Here is a 16,980-nt window from a genome sequence, read left to right as displayed (position 1 = left end):
GCGATCCCACGATACCCAATAGAGCTGTCGGCTAGATAGTCTTGGACAACCGCGAGCTTGAATTGCTCGCTGTACTTGGTCATGAAAAAACCCCAAAAGTTGTGTCCAACTTTTGGGGGTCAGTTCAATTGAGCGCCGTTTTCATTTCTGCTGAAAGCCAATCAAGCCTTTAACTTCCGCGCGACTTCCAACGCAAAATAGGTCAGCACCCCATCTGCGCCGGCACGCTTGAATGCCATCATCGACTCCATCATGACCTTGTCATGATCCAGCCAGCCGTTCTGCGCCGCCGCCTTGAGCATCGCGTACTCGCCGCTGACCTGGTAGGCAAAGGTCGGCACCTTGAACTCGTCCTTCACGCGGCGCACCACGTCCAGGTAGGGCATGCCCGGCTTGACCATCACCATGTCGGCGCCTTCGGCCAGGTCGAGCGCCACTTCGCGCAGGGCTTCGTCGCTGTTGCCCGGATCCATCTGGTAGGTGTTCTTGTCCGCCTTGCCGAGATTCGCCGCCGAGCCGACCGCGTCGCGGAACGGACCGTAAAACGCGGAGGCGTACTTGGCCGAGTAGGCCATGATGCGAGTGTGGATGTGGCCGTTCGCTTCCAGCGCGTTGCGGATGGCACCAATGCGGCCGTCCATCATGTCCGAAGGCGCCACCACGTCCACGCCGGCTTCGGCCTGGGCCAGCGACTGGCGGATCAGCATCTCGATGGTCTTTTCGTTGACGATGTAGCCGTTCTCGTCCGGCAGGCCGTCCTGGCCGTGGGTCGTGTACGGGTCCAGCGCGACGTCGGTCATGATGCCCAGTTCCGGGAAGCGCTTCTTCAGTTCGCGCACGGCGCGCGGCACCAGGCCTTCCGGGTTGGTGGCTTCCACGCCATCGTAGGTTTTCAGCGACGCGTCCACCACCGGGAACAGGGCCAGCATCGGAATGCCCAATGCCACAGCCTCTTCAGCGACCTTCAGCAGCAGGTCGACCGAGACGCGCTCCACGCCCGGCATCGAGGCCACCTGCTGGCGCTGGTTCTCGCCGTCAAGGATGAAGACCGGGTAGATCAGGTCCGCGGGGGTGACGACGTTTTCGCGCATCAGGGCGCGCGAGAATGGATCGCGGCGCATGCGGCGCATGCGGGCGGCAGGGTAGGTGGCGGGAGTGATGATGGTCATGTCAGTTCCAATGTTGTCCCGGCAAACCCGGGATTATTCCGAATCCGAATCTTCGTCCGTGTCGGCGTCCGGCGCGTCGTCGTCCTGGTCCAGGCCGAGCAGCTCGAGGATCTTGGCGTCCGCTTCCTCGATGCCGATGCGCTTGAGGGCCGAGAACAGCTGCACGGTGAAGGGGAAGCCTTCGCCTTCCTCGTCGACATAGCTGTCGAGGATTTGCCGCGCCTGGCGCAGGGCGTTGGTCTTTTCGTTCTGGTTGAGCTTGTCGGCCTTGGTCAGGATGCAGTGGATCGGCTTGCCGGTCGGGGCGAACCATTCCAGCATCTGGACGTCGAGGTCGGTGAAGGGGCGGCGCGAGTCCATGATCAGGATCAGCGCGGCAAGCTGTTCGCGGCGCTGGACGTAGTCGCCCAGCAGTTTCTGCCAGTGCAGCTTGGCCGTGCCCGACACTTCGGCATAGCCGTAGCCCGGCAGGTCGACCAGCAGGGCCTGGATTTCCTCGACGATGGTCGGATCCTTGCGGTGCTGGCCCACGTGGGCGCCGCCGATCGAGAAATAGTTGATGTGCTGGGTGCGGCCGGGCGTCTTGGACGCGAAGGCCAGGCCCTTCTGGTTGGTGAGAATATTGATCGCCGTGGATTTGCCCGCGTTCGAGCGCCCGGCGAAGGCGATTTCGGGAACCTGGGTGCCCGGGAGATCGCGCAACTGGTTAACGGTCGTGAAGAACCGGGCTTGCCAAAGTTTGGACATAAGGGGAAGGTTTAAATGACAACGGAATGGCGATACGGAAACAAAGCTATTGTACAATAAGGGGTTGATCGATGCTCCCCCGGGGAGCACCAGTAAGGCCGCTGCACTGTTTCACTGTAAATTCCAAAATCTGTTTTTGACTTTTTCAGGGTGCTTGAATGAATCGTTTGACGTTTCCGCTTTTGAAGTCCTTGCTGGTTGCAAGCCTGGCCCTGGGCGCTACCGTGTCCGCCGCCGATGCTCCGCACACTGCCGTCGCCAAGGCCGACCCGGCCAAGGGTGGAACCCTTTACGATTCGGGCGACGCCGCGCGCGGCCTGCCCGCCTGCATGTCCTGCCACGGCGCCGCCGGTAACTCGACCATCGTCGCCAACCCGAAGCTGGCCGGCCAGATCGATGCCTACACCCACAAGCAGCTGGTCGACTTCACCACCCCGAACCGCCAGCAGCCGATCATGACGACCTACGCCAAGATGCTGACGGACGACGAGAAGCGCAACATCGCCGCCTATCTGTCGACACAGAAACCCAAAGCCGGCGCCGCCAAGAACAAGGACACCGTCGAGCTGGGCCGCAAGATCTACCGCGGCGGCATCGCCGAGAAGGGCGTCGCCGCCTGCGCCAGCTGCCACGGCGCCACCGCCAACGGCATCCCGGCCCAGTACCCGCGCCTGTCGGGCCAGCACCAGGACTACACCTATGCCCAGCTGGACGCCTTCAAGAACGGCACCCGCAAGAACAGCATCCAGATGACCACGCTCGCGCAGCGCATGTCGCCGGAAGAAATGAAGGCGGTGTCGGACTATATCGCGGGCCTGAAGTAAGCAGCGCTTCGTAGGGTGGGCGGGTTTCCCGCCCACGCGTTCAACTCCCGCCAGCATTGGCGCGACACATCATCCCCTACCTATCACCGCGTGGGCGGGAGACCCGCCCACCCTACAACTGCGGTATGCTCTAGCGGATTTGCTGAGTTTCACGGGCGTTGTAGAGATAGAACATGAGTACCACCGGAATTGAACTGAACACCCGCCGCCGCGGGTTCGCCGAAGCGGTCGAGCTGGTGTCCTCGATGCGCTTCGCCATCAGCCTGTTGACGATCGTCGCGATCGCCTCGGTCATCGGCACCGTGCTCAAGCAGAACGAGCCGATGCCGAACTACGTGAACCAGTTCGGGCCGTTCTGGTTCGAGGTCTTCGCCAAGCTCGGCCTGTACAGCGTGTACTCGAGCTGGTGGTTCCTGCTGATCCTGGTCATTCTAATCGTGTCCACCGCCCTGTGCGTGGTGCGCAATGCGCCGAAGATGATCCGCGACATGCGCAGCTGGCGCGAGAACGTGCGCGAAGAGTCGCTGCGCAACTTCCACCACAAGCTCGAATGGGAAGCGCGGCTGGATCGCACCCAGCTGGCCGGCCAGACCGCCGAGCGCCTGCGTCACGCCGGTTACGCGGTGAAACTAGTCGAGAAGGACAAGGGGATCCTGGTGGCGGCCAAGAAGGGCGCCGGCAACAAGTTCGGCTACATCTTCGCGCACACCTCCATCATCGTGATCCTGCTGGGCGGCATGCTCGATTCCGAACTGCCGGTCAAGTTCCAGCAGTGGTTCCTGGGCAAGACGCCTTTCGGCGGCAGCGGCGTGATCGCCGACATCCCAGCCCAGCACCGCCTCAGTGTCTCGAACCCGACCTTCCGCGGCAATACCCTGATTGCCGAGGGCCAGACCAGCAATACCGCGCTGCTCCCGCAAGCCTCGGGCGTCCTGGTGCAGGAACTGCCGTTCTCGATCCAGCTGAAGAAATTCCATATCGATTTCTACTCGACCGGCATGCCCAAGCTGTTCGCCAGCGACGTGATCGTGCACGACCCGGAAACCGGCAAGACCTTCCCGGCCACCATCAAGGTCAACCACCCGCTGATCTACAAGGGCGTGGCGGTCTACCAGTCCAGCTTCGAGGATGGCGGCAGCAAGCTCAAGCTCACTGGCTTCCCGATGAGCGGTACCGGCGACAAGCCTTTCCAGATCGCTGGCACGGTCGGCTCGGCCACCGAACTGAAGCAGGGCGGCGAGACCTGGTCGGTGGAGTGGTCGGGCTTCCGTCCCTTCAACGTCGAGAACGTCGCCGCCGGCCAGGATGCGCGTGCGGTGGCCAAGAACACTTCGTTCAACGAACAGTTCGCGGCCACCCTCGGCAAGGCATCCGGCTCGGCGGCGAAGATCGCCGATACCAATGACTTGAAAAACGTCGGACCCAGCGTGCAGTACAAGCTGCGCGACAAGACCGGCCAGGCGCGCGAATTCCTGAACTACATGCAGCCGGTGACGCTCGAAGGCGTTCAGGTCTACCTGGCCGGCGTGCGCAGCAATCCGTCGGAAAACTTCAGCTTCCTGCGCATCCCGGCCGACGACGAGTACAGCGTGCGCACCTGGATGCGCCTGCGCGCGGCCCTGGCTGATCCCGTGCTGCGGCAGGAGGCGGCCAGGCGCTACGCAGGGCGCGCGCTGGGGCCGGAACAGCGCACCCAGGGCGAACTCACGAGCCAGCTGGAAGAATCGGCGGCGCGCACCCTGGCGATTTTCGCCGGGGAGGGCGGCCGTGGCGGCTTCATGGGCGTGTCGCAGTTCCTGGAAAAGATCCCGGCCGCGGACCAGGAAAAGGCCGCCAACATCTTCATGAAGATGCTCAACGGCTCCCTGTGGGAGCTGTGGCAGGCCGCCAACGTGCGCGCCGGGCTGCCGGAAGTCGCACCGACCGAAACCCACGGCCGCTACCTGCAGCTGGCCACCAATGCGCTGTCGGACAGCGTGTTCTACGGCGCCCCGGTATTCCTGCAGCTGGAAGAATTCGAGGAGGTCAAGGCCTCGGTGCTGCAGTTGACCCGCTCGCCGGGCAAGGGCATTGTCTACCTCGGCTGCCTGCTGCTGGTGGCGGGCGTGTTCGCAATGTTTTATATTCGTGAGCGGCGCATGTGGGTGTGGGTGCGCGATAGCGCCGACGGCGCGCATGCGCTGATGGCCATGAGCACCCAGCGCAAGACCCTCGACTTCGAGCGCGAATTCGACGATTTGAAAGAAAAACTGCCGCAGCCGGCTTGATGCCGCGGCAAGGAGACCAAGATGGAACTGTCGCAAGCATCCACCGGCCAGACCAAGGCCTATGTCCAGCAGCCGGGTTTCTTCCGCAGCCTGAACGCGATCGACTGGCTGTTCGGCGCCGGCTTGCTGGCGGCGGCGCTGTTCGCGCTGAACCGCTACGCCCACCACATGGACATCTACGAGCAGGTGATCCTGGTCCTGAGCGCGCCAACCTTCGCGCTGCTGGGCTGGCACTGGAAGCCGGTGCGCTGGCTGATTCCGCTGGTGGCCGTGCTGTCGCTGTGGGCGATCTCGCTGTACGGTGGGGCCATCGATGCGGCCAACCAGAAATTCTTCCTGAAGTACATGCTGTCGAGCCAGTCCGCCATCCTGTGGATGAGCGCGCTGTTCGTGTTCTCGACCGTCTTCTACTGGGTGGGCCTGGCCGGCAGGTCGAACTTCGGCGGCTCCGTCGGCAGCAAGCTGTGCTGGGCGGCCGTGGTGCTGGGCTGGGTCGGCATGATGGTGCGCTGGTTCGAGTCCTACCTGATGGGGCCGGACGTCGGCCACATCCCGGTGTCGAACCTGTATGAAGTGTTCATCCTGTTCTCGCTGATCACGGCGATGTTCTACCTGTACTACGAAGGGCGCTATGCAACCCGCCAGCTGGGCCCCTTCGTGCTGCTCATCATCGCCGCCGCGGTGGCCTTCCTGCTGTGGTACACGGTGTCGCGCGACGCCGCCCAGATCCAGCCGCTCGTCCCCGCGTTGCAGAGCTGGTGGATGAAGATCCACGTGCCGGCCAACTTCATCGGCTACGGCACCTTCGCGCTGGCCGCCATGGTCGGCACCGCCTACCTGCTCAAATCGCACGGCATCCTGGCCGACCGCTTGCCAAGCCTCGAGGTGCTGGACGACGTGATGTACAAGTCGATCTCGGTCGGCTTCGCCTTCTTCACCGTCGCCACCATCCTTGGCGCCCTGTGGGCTGCCGAGGCCTGGGGCGGCTACTGGTCCTGGGACCCGAAGGAAACCTGGGCCCTGATCGTCTGGCTGAACTATGCGGCCTGGCTGCACATGCGCCTCATGTCGGGCCTGCGCGGCCGCGTGGCCGCCTGGTGGTCGGTGGTGGGCCTCCTGGTGACGACCTTCGCCTTCCTGGGCGTGAACATGTTCCTGTCCGGGCTGCACTCCTACGGCGAACTGTAAGCCTCAGTTGCCCCGGTAGGTCGAATAGCCGAAGGGGCTCAGCAGCAGCGGAATATGGTAGTGCTGCGCCGGCGCGTCCACGGTGAATTCGACCGGGATGCGCGGGAAGAACGTGGCCTGTCCCCGGCGCTTGTAGTGTTCGCCGGTCTGGAAGACGATACGGTAGTCGGCCGCCGCCAGCTTGCCGTTTTCCGGATACAGGGCCTGGATGCGGCCCTGCGCATCGGTTACCCCGCTTGCCAGTTCGCGCCATCCGGCGCCCTCGCGCTGCTCCAGCGTCACCCGGATGCCGGCCGTCGGCTGGCCGCTCTGCAAATCGAGCACGTGGACGCTGAGCGGGTTCGGCGCGGCGGATGCCGCGATGCTGGCGGCGCCGAGCAGGGCGGCCAGGGTGAGTTGCCGGATCAATCGCATGCTGCTACTCCTGTCGAATGTGGAAAGCCGCCATCCTCGCATGCGCCCGGCGACGGCAGCCTGACCGCCAGATGACAGTTCCGTCATGTTTGGCCGCAGGCCTTCGGCATAGAATGGGGCCATGAGCATTCTCGTGATCGAAGACGAGCCGAAGACCGGCGATTACCTGCAGCGCGGGCTGCTGGAGTCCGGCTTTGCGGTGCGCCTGGCGCGCAATGGCCGCGAGGGCCTGGCCATCGCCCGCGAAGAAGAGATCGAACTGGTCGTGCTGGACGTGATGCTGCCGCGGATGGACGGCTGGCAGGTGCTCGCAGCCCTGCGCGCCGACCCGGATACCGAGCAGATCCCGGTACTGTTCCTGACGGCGCGCGACGAGGTCGAGGACCGGGTGCGCGGACTGGAACTGGGCGCCGACGACTACCTGGTCAAGCCCTTCGCGTTCGTGGAGCTGGTGGCGCGCATCCGCACCCTGCTGCGGCGTGGCCCCGTGCGCGAGGAAGAACTGATCCGGATCGCCGACCTCGAGATCGATGTGCTGCGCCGGCGCGTGCGTCGCGGCGCCGAGACCATCCCATTGACCGCGCAGGAATTCGCGCTGCTGCACCTGCTGGCGCGGCGCCAGGGCCAGGTGCTGTCGCGCGCCCTGATCGCGTCCCAGGTCTGGGACATGAATTTCGACAGCGATACCAACGTCATCGACGCCGCCGTGCGCCGCCTGCGCCGCAAGATCGACGACCCCTATGCCCAGAAGCTGATCCACACGCGGCGCGGCATGGGCTATGTGTGCGACGTGCAGGCCCCGGCATGAAGCCCACCTGGCGCGATTCCCTGACCCTGCGCGTGACGCTGGCCTTCGTGCTGATCGTCGCGCTAACGGCGGCGGGCCTCGGCATCTACCTGTACCGTGCCTTCGTGGCCGAAATCACGCGCCGCGACGACCTGCAGCTGCTGGGCAAGCTGCGCCAGGTGCAGATCGTGCTCGGCCGCCCGGGCGCGGCCGAACTGCTGGCGGCGCAACCCGATTTTTTTCGCGACACCATGAGCGGCCAGGAGAACTCGCTGGTGCGCATCACAGGGCCGGGCGGTGTGGTGCTGGCCGATATCAATCCACGCGGCGAGCGCTATCCCGTGCCGCCGCAGGCCGGGCCGGCGCCTGGGCCGGACGCCATCGCCGGCTGGACGGCTACGGGAGGCATTCCCGGCCGGGTCGTCGCGGGCAGCGCCCGCCTGGGTAGCACGCAGGTAGCGGTGGTGGTGGCGCGCGCCTATGCCGAACGCACCGCCATGTTCGCGCGCTACCGCAGCCATATCCTCGCCGCGTGCGCGGCCGGCGCCCTGCTCGCCGCCGCGCTGGCGGCCCTGATGCTGCGGCGCGGCCTGCGCCCCCTGCGCAAGGTTGCCGAACATGCGGCGCTGGTCAAGCCGGGCACCCTGGCGCAAGGCCTCGACATCGGTGCGGCGCCGGCCGAGCTGCGCCCGCTGATCGATGCCTTCAACGCCATGCTGCAGCGCCTGCAGGACGGCTATGCGCGCCTGTCCGGCTTCTCGGCCGACCTGGCGCACGAGTTCAGGACGCCGGTGACCAACATGATCGGGCAGAGCCAGGTCGCGCTCGGGCAGGGCCGCAGCCGCGAGGAGTACGAAGCCCTGCTGGCCTCGAACATCGAGGAACTCGAGCGCCTGGCGCGCATGATCGAGAGCATGCTGTTCCTCGCGCGCGCCGGCCAGGACGAAGTCGTGGTGGCGCGCCAGCCGGTCGTGGCGCTGGAGGAGCTGGAGCGGGTCGCCGACTTCTTCGAAGGCATGGCAGAGGAGCGGGGCCTGCACCTGGCGTGCAGCGGCGAAGGCCGCTTCGCCGCCGATCCGGTGCTGGTGCGGCGGGCACTGGCCAACCTGGTCTCGAACGCGGTGCGCCATGCGGATGCGGGCAGCACGATCAGGCTGCATGCCGAAACGCGCTCCGGCGCCGTGGAGCTGAGCGTCACGAATACCGGCGCCGCAATTGGACGCCAGCACCTGGACCACCTGTTCGACCGCTTCTACCGCGTCGACAGCGCACGCAGCGATGCGGAAGGCTCGACGGGACTGGGCCTGTCCATCGTCAGCGCCATCTTGAACTTGCACGGTGGCAAAGCAACGGTGCAGTCGAACGGTGCCGATACCTGTTTCATCCTTGCCTTTCCCACCGGGTGAGGCGCCGGGCGGGGGCTGACGCGCTTTTGTCCAGCGTGCCGGACCTCATCCTTGCCGGGCGGCAGCCGGCGCTAACGTGCGCCTAAGCCGGCTGGTGTAACCTGAAGTCTCTCTCTCTGTAGCGGAGTCAAGCATGCTTTTCAAACGCAATCCGAACGGGATCGATCTCCCGTATCCGTCCGAGATCACGCCGCGCGAGGTCTATGAAGGCCGGCGTCAATTCATCGCCCGCATCGCCGCCACCGCCGCGGTCGGCTCCGGCATCTGGGAGATGGCCAACCGCGAAGCCTTCGCCCAAGGCACCAGGCTGGCTGCCGTCCGCAACGCGGCCCTGTCCACGCAGGAAGCGCAGACCTCGTTCAAGGATGCGAGCTCCTACAACAACTACTACGAGTTCGGCCTTGACAAAGGCGACCCGGTCGAGAATGCGCATACCCTGCGCACCCGCCCATGGACGGTGACGATCGAGGGCGAAGTGAAAAAGCCCGTCACCCTCGACATCGACCGCATCCTCAAGCTGGCGCCGCTGGAAGAGCGCGTCTACCGCCTGCGCTGCGTGGAGGGCTGGTCGATGGTGATTCCCTGGGTCGGTTATTCGTTGTCGAACCTCCTGAAGCAGGTCGAACCGACGGCCAACGCCAAGTACGTCGAATTCATCACCCTGGCCGACAACCGCCAGATGCCGGGCCTGCGCAGCCCCGTGCTCGACTGGCCCTATGTGGAAGGCCTGCGCATGGACGAGGCCATGCATCCGCTCACGCTGCTGACGGTCGGGATGTACGGCCAGGTGCTGCCGAACCAGAACGGCGCGCCGGTACGCCTGATCGTGCCCTGGAAGTATGGCTTCAAGTCGGCCAAGTCGATCGTCCGGATCCGCCTGGTGAGCCGCCAGCCGCGCACCGCCTGGAACGACTCGGCGCCCAATGAATACGGCTTCTACTCGAACGTGAACCCGAACGTGGACCACCCGCGCTGGTCGCAGGCCAGCGAACGCCGCATCGGCGAGGACGGCTTCTTCAAGCCGAAGCGCAAAACGCTCATGTTCAACGGCTACGACCAGGTCGCGTCACTGTACAGCGGCATGGACCTGAAGAAGTTCTTCTGATGGCCTTCACACCTTCGAGCAAACAGGTCGGGGGCATCAAGGTGCTGGTGTTCGTGCTGGCACTGCTGCCCTTCCTGCGCATGGCCTGGCTGGTCTTCCAGGGTGTGCCTGTCGAGCCGCTCGAGTTCCTCACGCGCGGCACGGGCGACTGGACCCTGTACTTCCTGTGCATCACGCTGGCCGTGACGCCGCTGCGCCGTTTCACCGGCTGGAACTGGGTGGTGCGCCTGCGCCGCATGCTGGGGCTGTTCGCTTTTTTCTACGCGCTGGTGCACTTCACCTGCTTCTTCTGGTTCGATCACTTCTTCGACATCGCGGCGATGCTGAAGGATGTGGTCAAGCGCCCCTTCATCACCGTCGGCTTCATCGCTTTTGTCTTGCTCATTCCGCTGGCGGCGACCAGCACCAATGGCATGATCAAGCGCCTCGGCGGCAAGCGCTGGCAGTGGCTGCACCGCCTGATCTACGTGATCGCGCCGCTGGGCATCCTGCATTACTGGTGGATGAAGGCGGGGAAGAACGATTTCGAGCAGCCGATCATTTTTGGCCTGATCGTGGCAGCGCTGCTGGGATTGCGGGTGTACTGGGCCTACGCGAAGAAGACGCAGGCCGCGGTTTCGTAGGGTGGGCGGACAAGCCGCCCACCCTACGGTTATTTCAGCATCGATTCCAGCGCAAACAGGTCCGCCGGATTCTCGCGCTGGCGGATCTGGTGGACCCGGTCGCCATCGACGATCACCTCGGCCGCGCGGCCCCGGGTATTGTAGTTGGAAGCCATGGTCATGCCATACGCGCCGGCCGTCATGATCGCCAGCAGGTCGCCCGGCTCCACGTTCAGCTCACGCTCCCGCGCCAGCCAGTCGCCCGACTCGCACACCGGACCCACCACGTCATAGGTCAGCTTGGCGCCTTCGCGCGGTTGTACTTCTTGCACGCCCATCCAGGCCTGGTACAGGGTCGGGCGCATCAGGTCGTTCATGGCCGCATCGACGATGGCGAAGTTCTTTTCCACGCCCGGCTTCAGGAATTCGATCTTGGTCAGCAGCACGCCGGTGTCGGCCACGATCGAGCGGCCCGGCTCGAAGATCACCTTGATCGCCTGGCCGCCGTGTTTTTCAGCACGCCAGGCGTCGATGCGGGCGAACAGGCGGCCCAGGTAGTCGCCCACGGGGACCGGCGGCTTGTCGCCTTCGGCGCCGTAGTTCACGCCCAGGCCACCGCCGATGTCGAGGTGGTGCAGGGTGATGCCTTCGCTGCCCAGGGTGTCGATCAGTTCGATCAGCTTGTCCAGCGCTTCCAGCAGCGGCGCATCGTCCAGCAGCTGCGAGCCGATGTGGCAGTCGATGCCGACCACGTCCAGGTTCGGCAGCGCGGCGGCTGCACGGTAGGTTTCGAGCGCGTCGTCGAAGGCGACGCCGAACTTGTTGGCCTTCAGGCCGGTCGCGATGTAGGGGTGGGTCTTGGCGTCCACGTTCGGGTTCACGCGCAGCGACACCGGGGCGCGCTTGCCCATGCTGCCGGCCACTTCGTTCAGGCGGTGCAGCTCGGGAATCGACTCCACGTTGAAGCACAGGATGCCTTTTTCCAGCGCCAGCCGCATCTCCTCGACGGTCTTGCCGACGCCCGAGAAGATGGTCTTGCCGGGATCGCCGCCGGCTGCGATCACGCGCAGCAGTTCGCCGCCCGAGACGATGTCGAAGCCCGCGCCTTCGCGCGCCAGCAGGTCGAGGATGGCCAGGTTGGAGTTGGCCTTCATCGCGTAGCACACTAGTGCGTCGCGTCCTTTGCAGGCGTCGGCGTAGGCGCCGAAGTTCTCCAGCAATGCGGATTTCGAATAGACGTAGGTCGGGGTGCCGAATTCTTCGGCGATGGCGGACAGGGCGACGCTGTCGGCGTGCAGGACGCCGTTCTGGTACTGGAAGTGCGACATGAGGAAGCTTATCTGGTAGGAGCCGGGGTGGAGGCGTTATTCGATGGAACTGGCTGGGCAGGCTGCGGATTGGCGGCGGCGGTGGCGCTTGGTGCCGGCTTTGCGGGCGGGTTCGGCATGTAGAGCGGACCCGTCTGGCCGCAGGCGGACAGCAGCGCGGCAACAAGGCCAGCACCGGCAATCGGCAAGATGCGGCGTGCGATGGTGGAGTTCACGATTAGAATGGGGTTTTATTTAGCAGACTTTGGAGTGTAGCATGACCGAAACCGAATTTTTGGCGCTGGCCGAAAGCACCCTGGACCGCATCGAGCATTGCCTGGACAAGCTGAACGACGAGGACGTGGTCGATGTCGAATGCCGGCGCAGCGGCAACGTGCTGGAAGTCGAGTTCCTGCGCAATGCAACCAAGATCATCGTCAACAGCCAGGCCCCGCTGCAGGAAATGTGGGTGGCGGCGCGCTCGGGCGGCTACCACTACAAGCGCGTCGGCGACGAGTGGCGCAACACGCGCGACAATTCCGAGCTGTTCGCCGCGCTGTCGCAATACGTGACGGAGCAGGGCGGGGCGCCGGTGGCGCTGGGCTGAATGGCCGCAATCCTGTAGGGTGGGCGGGTTTTCCGCCCACGCGGTCAATCATCGTCGACATTGCCGCGTGGGCGGCAGAGCCGCCCACCCTACAAATGCAGAAGCAAAATGGCAGCCCGCGGGCTGCCATTTTTTTACCAAACGGTCAAATCAGAACAGTTCGTTCCTCACCGCGTCGCGCTGCTTCTGCTCGGCCGGGGCCGGCGGCGGGCCGACGTCCAGCGCCGCCACGCCGGTGCCCGGCGGCGTCTCGGCGTAATAGTACTCGCCATTCGCCAGGATCAGCCCCGACGGCACTTCGCGCTCGACGACTTCCTCGCCCTTGAGCGCCTTGCCCATGTAGCCGATCCAGATCGGCAGGGCCAGGCCGCCGCCGGTCTCGCGGTTGCCGAGGTTCTTCGGCTGGTCGTAGCCGATCCAGGCGATGCCCACCAGCTTCGGGTTGTAGCCGGCGAACCAGGCGTCGATCGAGTCGTTGGTGGTGCCGGTCTTGCCCGCGATGTCGGGGCGCTTGAGCGACAGCGCCTTGGTCGCGGTACCGTAGCGCACCACGTCCTTGAGCATGCTGTCGACCAGGAAGGCGTTGCGCGCGTCGATCACGCGGTTGGCCTCGACGCCGGCGCGCTCGGGGCGCGCTTCGGACAGCACCTTGCCGTCGCTGTCGGTCACCTTCGAGATGATGTAGGGGCTGATGCGGTAGCCGCCATTCGCGAACACGGCGTAGGCGCCCGCCATCTGCAGCGGTGTGGTGGAGCCGGCGCCCAGCGCCAGCGTCAGGTAGGCCGGGTTGCGATCGGCGTCGAAGCCGAAGCGGGTCGCGAATTCCTGGCCGTAGCGCGCGCCGATCTTGTTCAGGATGCGGATCGAGACCATGTTCTTCGACTGCGTCAGGCCGCGCCGCATCGTCATCGGGCCTTCGTACTTGTTGTCGTAGTTCTTCGGCTCCCAGGCCTGGCCGCCGGTCTGGCCGGCATCGAAGCTGATCGGGGCGTCGTTGACGACGGTCGCCGGCGACAGGCCGCGTTCCAGCGAGGCCGAATAGATGAAGGGCTTGAACGAGGAGCCCGGCTGGCGCCAGGCCTGCGTCACGTGGTTGAACTTGTTGCGGTTGAAGTCGAAGCCGCCCACCAGCGCGCGGATGGCGCCGTCCTCGGCGCTGGCCGCAACGAAGGCCGATTCCACTTCCGGCATCTGGGTGATGACCCAGTTTGATTCGTCGTCCTGCATCACGCGGATCACCGCGCCGCGGCGCAGGCGGCGGTTCGGGGCCGCTTTCTCCGACAGCCAGGCCTTGGCAAAGCCCAGGCCCTGGCCGGTGATGTCGATGCTTTCGCCGGACGCGATGGTGGCGCGCACCTTGGTCGGGGAGGCCTGCAGCACGATGGCGGCGACGATGTTGTCGCTGTCCGGATGCTCGGCCAGCTCGGCCTCGATGGCTTCGTCGGCTTCCGCCTTGTCGCGCGGGATCTCGATATACGATTCCGGGCCGCGGTAGGGATGGCGGCGCTCGTACTCCATCACGCCGCGGCGCACCGCGAGATAGGCCGCGTCCTGGTCGGCCTTGGTAATGGTGGTGAACACGTTCAGGCCGCGGGTATAGGTGTCTTCCTTGAACTGTTCGTAGACCAGCTGGCGCGCCATCTCGGCCACGTACTCGGCGTGCACGCCGAAGGCGGTGCTGTCGGTCTTGATCTTCAGGCGCTCGTCCTTGGCCTGGGCGTACTGCGCTGGCGTGATGTAGCCGAGGTCGCGCATGCGCTGCAGGATGTACTGCTGGCGGGTCTCCGCGCGCTTCGGGTTCACCACCGGGTTGTACGCCGACGGCGCCTTGGGCAGGCCGGCCAGCATCGCCGCTTCGGCGATGCTGATGTCGCGCAGGTCCTTGCCGAAGTAGATCTGGGCCGCCGACTGGAAGCCGAAGGCGCGCTGGCCCAGGTAGATCTGGTTCATGTAGAGCTCGAGGATCTGGTCCTTGCTCAGGTTCTTCTCGATCTTCCAGGCCAGCATCGCTTCATAGGCCTTGCGCTTGAAGGTCTGCTCCGAGGACAGGAAGAAGTTGCGCGCCACCTGCTGGGTGATGGTGGACGCGCCCTGGCGCGAGCCGCCGGTGGCGTTCTTGAACACGGCGCGCAGGATGCCCCAGTAGTCGATCCCGCTGTGCTCGTAGAAGCGGTCGTCCTCGATCGACAGCACCGCTTTCTTCATGACGTCGGGGATGTCCTTGAAGTGCACCAGGGTGCGGCGCTCCTCGCCGAATTCGCCGATCAGGACGTTATCGGCGGTGAAGATCCGCAGCGGCATCTTGGGCCGGTAGTCGGTGATGGTGTCGAGTGCGGGCAGGTTCGGATAGGCCATCGCGAGCGCGAACACGAGCACCAGCACGCCGATGACGGCGAGGCCGGTGATGGCGCCGAGCGCCATCAGGATCAGGCGCTTGGGGCTGTACTTGGATGCGGGGGACGCGCCCTGGTTTTGTTTCTCTTTCATGCTGGTTTTTACTCCCTTGAACCGTCCCATTATAAGTCACGCGTTTCGCGGCCGATACACGCACTGCTGAGCGGGGGCTTAAGCAGAAACAATGGAACAAATAACAAGGGCAATATCAAGGGAATAAGGGTCATGGCAGGGCTGATAACACCTTGCGCCAGAGTGTGGCGTGTATGCGCCGGATTGCTGTGTTCCCTCATAGAAATATCTTGTCGGGGTGCATCGTTTTCGCTACGATCTAACGCGGTGCCTCATATATGTGCACCAAGTAAGTGATTTAACAGGACATATCCCCGCGCGGGCGTTCAACACAGATCCTGCAGCACGCGGGAGGGCAGCCAAGGAGTACGCTCGTGATCAATCTAGGTTCCTTGTTCGGAAAGTCCAGTCCGCCGTTGGCCGGGCTCGACATCAGCACGTCGGGCGTCCGCCTGGTCGAGCTGGCCGACGCCGGCAAGGGTGAACTGCGCCTGGAGCGCTATGCCGCCGAACCGCTGCCGCGCGGCGCGGTCGTCGACGGCAACATCGAAAACATCGACCAGGTGGCCGAGGCCGTGCGCCGCGTCTGGAAGAAGAGCGGCACCAAGGCCCGCCACGTGGCGCTGGGCATGCCGCCGGCCGCCGTCATCACCAAGAAAATCATCCTGCCGGCCGGCCTGTCCGAAGACCAGCTGGAAGTGCAGGTCGAATCCGAAGCCAGCCAGTACATCCCGTTCGCGCTGGACGAAGTAAGCCTGGACTTCGACGTCATCGGCCAGGCCCCGAACTCGCAGGACGACATGGAAGTCATGCTGGCCGCCGCGCGCCGCGAGAAGGTCGAGGACCGCGTGGCGATCGCCGAAGCGGCCGGCCTCACCGCCACCGTGATGGACATCGAATCCTACGCCGCGCGCGCCGCCCTGGACCGCGTCGCCGGCGCCAAGCCCGAGCAGATCGTGGCGCTGTTCCAGATCGGCGCCCAGGCCACCCACGTGTCGGTGCTGCAGAACGGCGAAACCATCTACGAGCGCGAGCAGCCCTTCGGCGGCAACCAGCTGACCCAGGACATCGTGCGCGCCTACGGCCTCGCGTTCGAGGAAGCCGAGACCCGCAAGAAAGCGAACGAGCTGCCGGAGAGCTACCGCGCCGACCTGCTCGCGCCCTTCCTGGAAAGCGCCGCGCTGGAAGTCACGCGCGCGATCCAGTTCTTCTTCACCTCGACGCCCTATACCCGGATCGACCAGCTCTACCTGGCCGGCGGCTGCGCCGCGCTGCCGGGCCTGCTGGAGCTGATCGGCAGCCGCACCCGCATCCCGAGCAGCATCGTGGCGCCCTTCGAGGGCATGTCCCACGGCGCGCTGGTGCGCGAACAGCAGTTGCGCCAGGAAGGCGCCGCCTACCTGGTCGCCTGCGGCCTGGCCCTGCGGAGGTTCGGATGATCCGCATTAACCTGCTCCCCCACCGCGAAGCGAAGCGCAAGCAGAAGCAGGCGGCCTTTGTCGCCATGCTGGCCGCGGGCGGCGTCGCCGGCGCCGCCGTGGTGCTGCTGGTCGGCGCCTGGAACGCCAGCCGCATCGCGGTCCAGAACGAACGCAACCTGGTGCTGAAAACCGCCAGTGCGGAACTGGACAAGAAGATCGGCGAGATCAAGACCCTCAAGGAGGAAATCGAAGCCCTGAAGGCGCGCCAGCAGGCCGTGGAAGACCTGCAGGGCGACCGCAACCAGCCGGTCTACCTGCTCGACGAACTGGTGCGCCAGACTCCCGAAGGCGTGTACCTGAAATCCTTCCGCCAGGAGGGCCAGAAGGTGACGCTCAACGGCTACGCCCAGTCGCAGGAACGGGTCGCCGAACTGCTGCGCAACGTGTCCGGCACCTCGCCCTGGCTGGAACGCCCGAACCTGACCGAAGTGAAGGTCTCGTCGCTCGACAAGGACAAGAGCAAGAACGGCCGCAAGGTCGTCGAGTTCCAGATGGACGTGGCGATCAAGCGCCTGCGCGAACAGGAAGACACCGGATCGGGCGACGGCGCCAAGGGCGCCAAGCCGGCCGCAGCGAGCGAGCGCAAGCTCGCCAAGTCGGCGGAATGACA

16 protein-coding genes are annotated in these 16,980 nt (G+C 65.1%); 10 read left to right on the top strand and 6 right to left on the bottom strand.

Annotation, left to right across the window (positions count from 1 at the left end; translation table 11 throughout):
• Positions 1–161: 161 nt before the first annotated feature.
• Together hemB and yihA are read right to left on the bottom strand one after the other, a co-directional pair.
• Complete coding sequence (hemB, locus tag LK542_RS19955; RefSeq protein WP_227802667.1) at positions 162–1,169, bottom strand: porphobilinogen synthase; 1,008 nt, start codon at positions 1,167–1,169, stop codon at positions 162–164.
• A gap of 33 nt (positions 1,170–1,202) precedes the next feature.
• Entirely contained in the window at positions 1,203–1,916 is a 714-nt protein-coding gene (gene yihA, locus LK542_RS19950; RefSeq protein ID WP_227802668.1) for a ribosome biogenesis GTP-binding protein YihA/YsxC, read from the bottom strand.
• A 158-nt stretch (positions 1,917–2,074) separates the two neighbouring features.
• Between yihA and LK542_RS19945 the strand changes: the two genes are divergently transcribed.
• The 3 genes from LK542_RS19945 (at position 2,075) to ccsB (ending at position 6,195) form a co-directional block, all read left to right on the top strand.
• Positions 2,075–2,740, top strand: a complete 666-nt coding sequence (locus tag LK542_RS19945) for a cytochrome c (protein WP_227802669.1) — start codon at positions 2,075–2,077, stop codon at positions 2,738–2,740.
• 173 nt (positions 2,741–2,913) lie between these two features.
• Positions 2,914–5,007 (top strand): cytochrome c biogenesis protein ResB, encoded by a 2,094-nt coding sequence (locus tag LK542_RS19940; protein WP_227813298.1) that lies wholly within the window; start codon positions 2,914–2,916, stop codon positions 5,005–5,007.
• Positions 5,008–5,028: 21 nt separating this feature from the next.
• The gene (ccsB, locus tag LK542_RS19935) at positions 5,029–6,195 is read left to right on the top strand and encodes a c-type cytochrome biogenesis protein CcsB (protein ID WP_227802671.1); all 1,167 of its coding nucleotides are present in this window, start codon (positions 5,029–5,031) and stop codon (positions 6,193–6,195) included.
• 3 nt (positions 6,196–6,198) lie between these two features.
• On the opposite strand, the gene uraH is transcribed toward ccsB, so the two are convergent.
• Positions 6,199–6,609 (bottom strand): hydroxyisourate hydrolase, encoded by a 411-nt coding sequence (gene uraH / locus LK542_RS19930; RefSeq protein WP_227802672.1) that lies wholly within the window; start codon positions 6,607–6,609, stop codon positions 6,199–6,201.
• Positions 6,610–6,730: 121 nt separating this feature from the next.
• On the opposite strand from uraH, the gene LK542_RS19925 reads away from it, so the two are divergent.
• The 4 genes from LK542_RS19925 (at position 6,731) to LK542_RS19910 (ending at position 10,530) form a co-directional block, all read left to right on the top strand.
• The gene (locus LK542_RS19925; protein ID WP_227813297.1) at positions 6,731–7,417 is read left to right on the top strand and encodes a heavy metal response regulator transcription factor; all 687 of its coding nucleotides are present in this window, start codon (positions 6,731–6,733) and stop codon (positions 7,415–7,417) included.
• Positions 7,414–8,802, top strand: coding sequence for a heavy metal sensor histidine kinase (locus tag LK542_RS19920; protein WP_227813296.1), 1,389 nt, complete (start codon positions 7,414–7,416; stop codon positions 8,800–8,802). The genes LK542_RS19925 and LK542_RS19920 overlap by 4 nt, the downstream gene beginning before the upstream one ends.
• Positions 8,803–8,935: 133 nt before the next feature.
• On the top strand, positions 8,936–9,907 hold the full coding sequence (msrP, locus tag LK542_RS19915) for a protein-methionine-sulfoxide reductase catalytic subunit MsrP (protein ID WP_227813295.1): 972 nt from the start codon (positions 8,936–8,938) through the stop codon (positions 9,905–9,907).
• Entirely contained in the window at positions 9,907–10,530 is a 624-nt protein-coding gene (locus LK542_RS19910) for a sulfite oxidase heme-binding subunit YedZ (RefSeq protein WP_227813294.1), read from the top strand. Before msrP ends, LK542_RS19910 begins: the two co-directional genes overlap by 1 nt.
• A 29-nt stretch (positions 10,531–10,559) precedes the next feature.
• Here LK542_RS19910 and lysA read toward each other — a convergent pair whose 3' ends face one another.
• Positions 10,560–11,837: a diaminopimelate decarboxylase gene (lysA, locus tag LK542_RS19905; protein WP_227813292.1), complete on the bottom strand. Its 1,278-nt coding sequence runs from the start codon at positions 11,835–11,837 to the stop codon at positions 10,560–10,562.
• 8 nt (positions 11,838–11,845) lie between these two features.
• Entirely contained in the window at positions 11,846–12,052 is a 207-nt protein-coding gene (locus LK542_RS19900) for a lipoprotein (protein ID WP_227802678.1), read from the bottom strand.
• A gap of 41 nt (positions 12,053–12,093) precedes the next feature.
• On the opposite strand from LK542_RS19900, the gene cyaY reads away from it, so the two are divergent.
• Positions 12,094–12,423 (top strand): iron donor protein CyaY, encoded by a 330-nt coding sequence (gene cyaY / locus LK542_RS19895; protein ID WP_227813291.1) that lies wholly within the window; start codon positions 12,094–12,096, stop codon positions 12,421–12,423.
• Positions 12,424–12,573: 150 nt separating this feature from the next.
• Here cyaY and LK542_RS19890 read toward each other — a convergent pair whose 3' ends face one another.
• Positions 12,574–14,910, bottom strand: coding sequence for a penicillin-binding protein 1A (locus LK542_RS19890; protein ID WP_227802680.1), 2,337 nt, complete (start codon positions 14,908–14,910; stop codon positions 12,574–12,576).
• A 353-nt stretch (positions 14,911–15,263) separates the two neighbouring features.
• Here LK542_RS19890 and LK542_RS19885 point away from each other — a divergent pair, with 353 nt between their 5' ends.
• Positions 15,264–16,328 (top strand): type IV pilus assembly protein PilM, encoded by a 1,065-nt coding sequence (locus LK542_RS19885; RefSeq protein ID WP_227813289.1) that lies wholly within the window; start codon positions 15,264–15,266, stop codon positions 16,326–16,328.
• The gene (locus LK542_RS19880; RefSeq protein WP_227802682.1) at positions 16,325–16,978 is read left to right on the top strand and encodes a PilN domain-containing protein; all 654 of its coding nucleotides are present in this window, start codon (positions 16,325–16,327) and stop codon (positions 16,976–16,978) included. The genes LK542_RS19885 and LK542_RS19880 overlap by 4 nt, the downstream gene beginning before the upstream one ends.
• The last annotated feature ends 2 nt before the right edge of the window (positions 16,979–16,980 follow it).

This window comes from Massilia sp. IC2-477, assembly GCF_020707265.1.
Lineage (GTDB): Bacteria > Pseudomonadota > Gammaproteobacteria > Burkholderiales > Burkholderiaceae_D > Telluria.
The sequence above is the reverse complement of the archived record's forward strand: the minus strand, read 5'-3'. Positions and strand labels throughout refer to the sequence as shown.

Coding starts and splice junctions, on each gene's coding strand:
- LK542_RS19890 (WP_227802680.1), bottom strand. CDS start 14,910: ATGAAAGAGAAACAAAACCAGGGCGCGTCCCCCGCATCCAAGTACAGC.
- LK542_RS19920 (WP_227813296.1), top strand. CDS start 7,414: ATGAAGCCCACCTGGCGCGATTCCCTGACCCTGCGCGTGACGCTGGCC.
- lysA (WP_227813292.1), bottom strand. CDS start 11,837: ATGTCGCACTTCCAGTACCAGAACGGCGTCCTGCACGCCGACAGCGTC.
- LK542_RS19925 (WP_227813297.1), top strand. CDS start 6,731: ATGAGCATTCTCGTGATCGAAGACGAGCCGAAGACCGGCGATTACCTG.
- hemB (WP_227802667.1), bottom strand. CDS start 1,169: ATGACCATCATCACTCCCGCCACCTACCCTGCCGCCCGCATGCGCCGC.
- yihA (WP_227802668.1), bottom strand. CDS start 1,916: ATGTCCAAACTTTGGCAAGCCCGGTTCTTCACGACCGTTAACCAGTTG.
- ccsB (WP_227802671.1), top strand. CDS start 5,029: ATGGAACTGTCGCAAGCATCCACCGGCCAGACCAAGGCCTATGTCCAG.
- msrP (WP_227813295.1), top strand. CDS start 8,936: ATGCTTTTCAAACGCAATCCGAACGGGATCGATCTCCCGTATCCGTCC.
- cyaY (WP_227813291.1), top strand. CDS start 12,094: ATGACCGAAACCGAATTTTTGGCGCTGGCCGAAAGCACCCTGGACCGC.
- uraH (WP_227802672.1), bottom strand. CDS start 6,609: ATGCGATTGATCCGGCAACTCACCCTGGCCGCCCTGCTCGGCGCCGCC.
- LK542_RS19880 (WP_227802682.1), top strand. CDS start 16,325: ATGATCCGCATTAACCTGCTCCCCCACCGCGAAGCGAAGCGCAAGCAG.
- LK542_RS19940 (WP_227813298.1), top strand. CDS start 2,914: ATGAGTACCACCGGAATTGAACTGAACACCCGCCGCCGCGGGTTCGCC.
- LK542_RS19910 (WP_227813294.1), top strand. CDS start 9,907: ATGGCCTTCACACCTTCGAGCAAACAGGTCGGGGGCATCAAGGTGCTG.
- LK542_RS19945 (WP_227802669.1), top strand. CDS start 2,075: ATGAATCGTTTGACGTTTCCGCTTTTGAAGTCCTTGCTGGTTGCAAGC.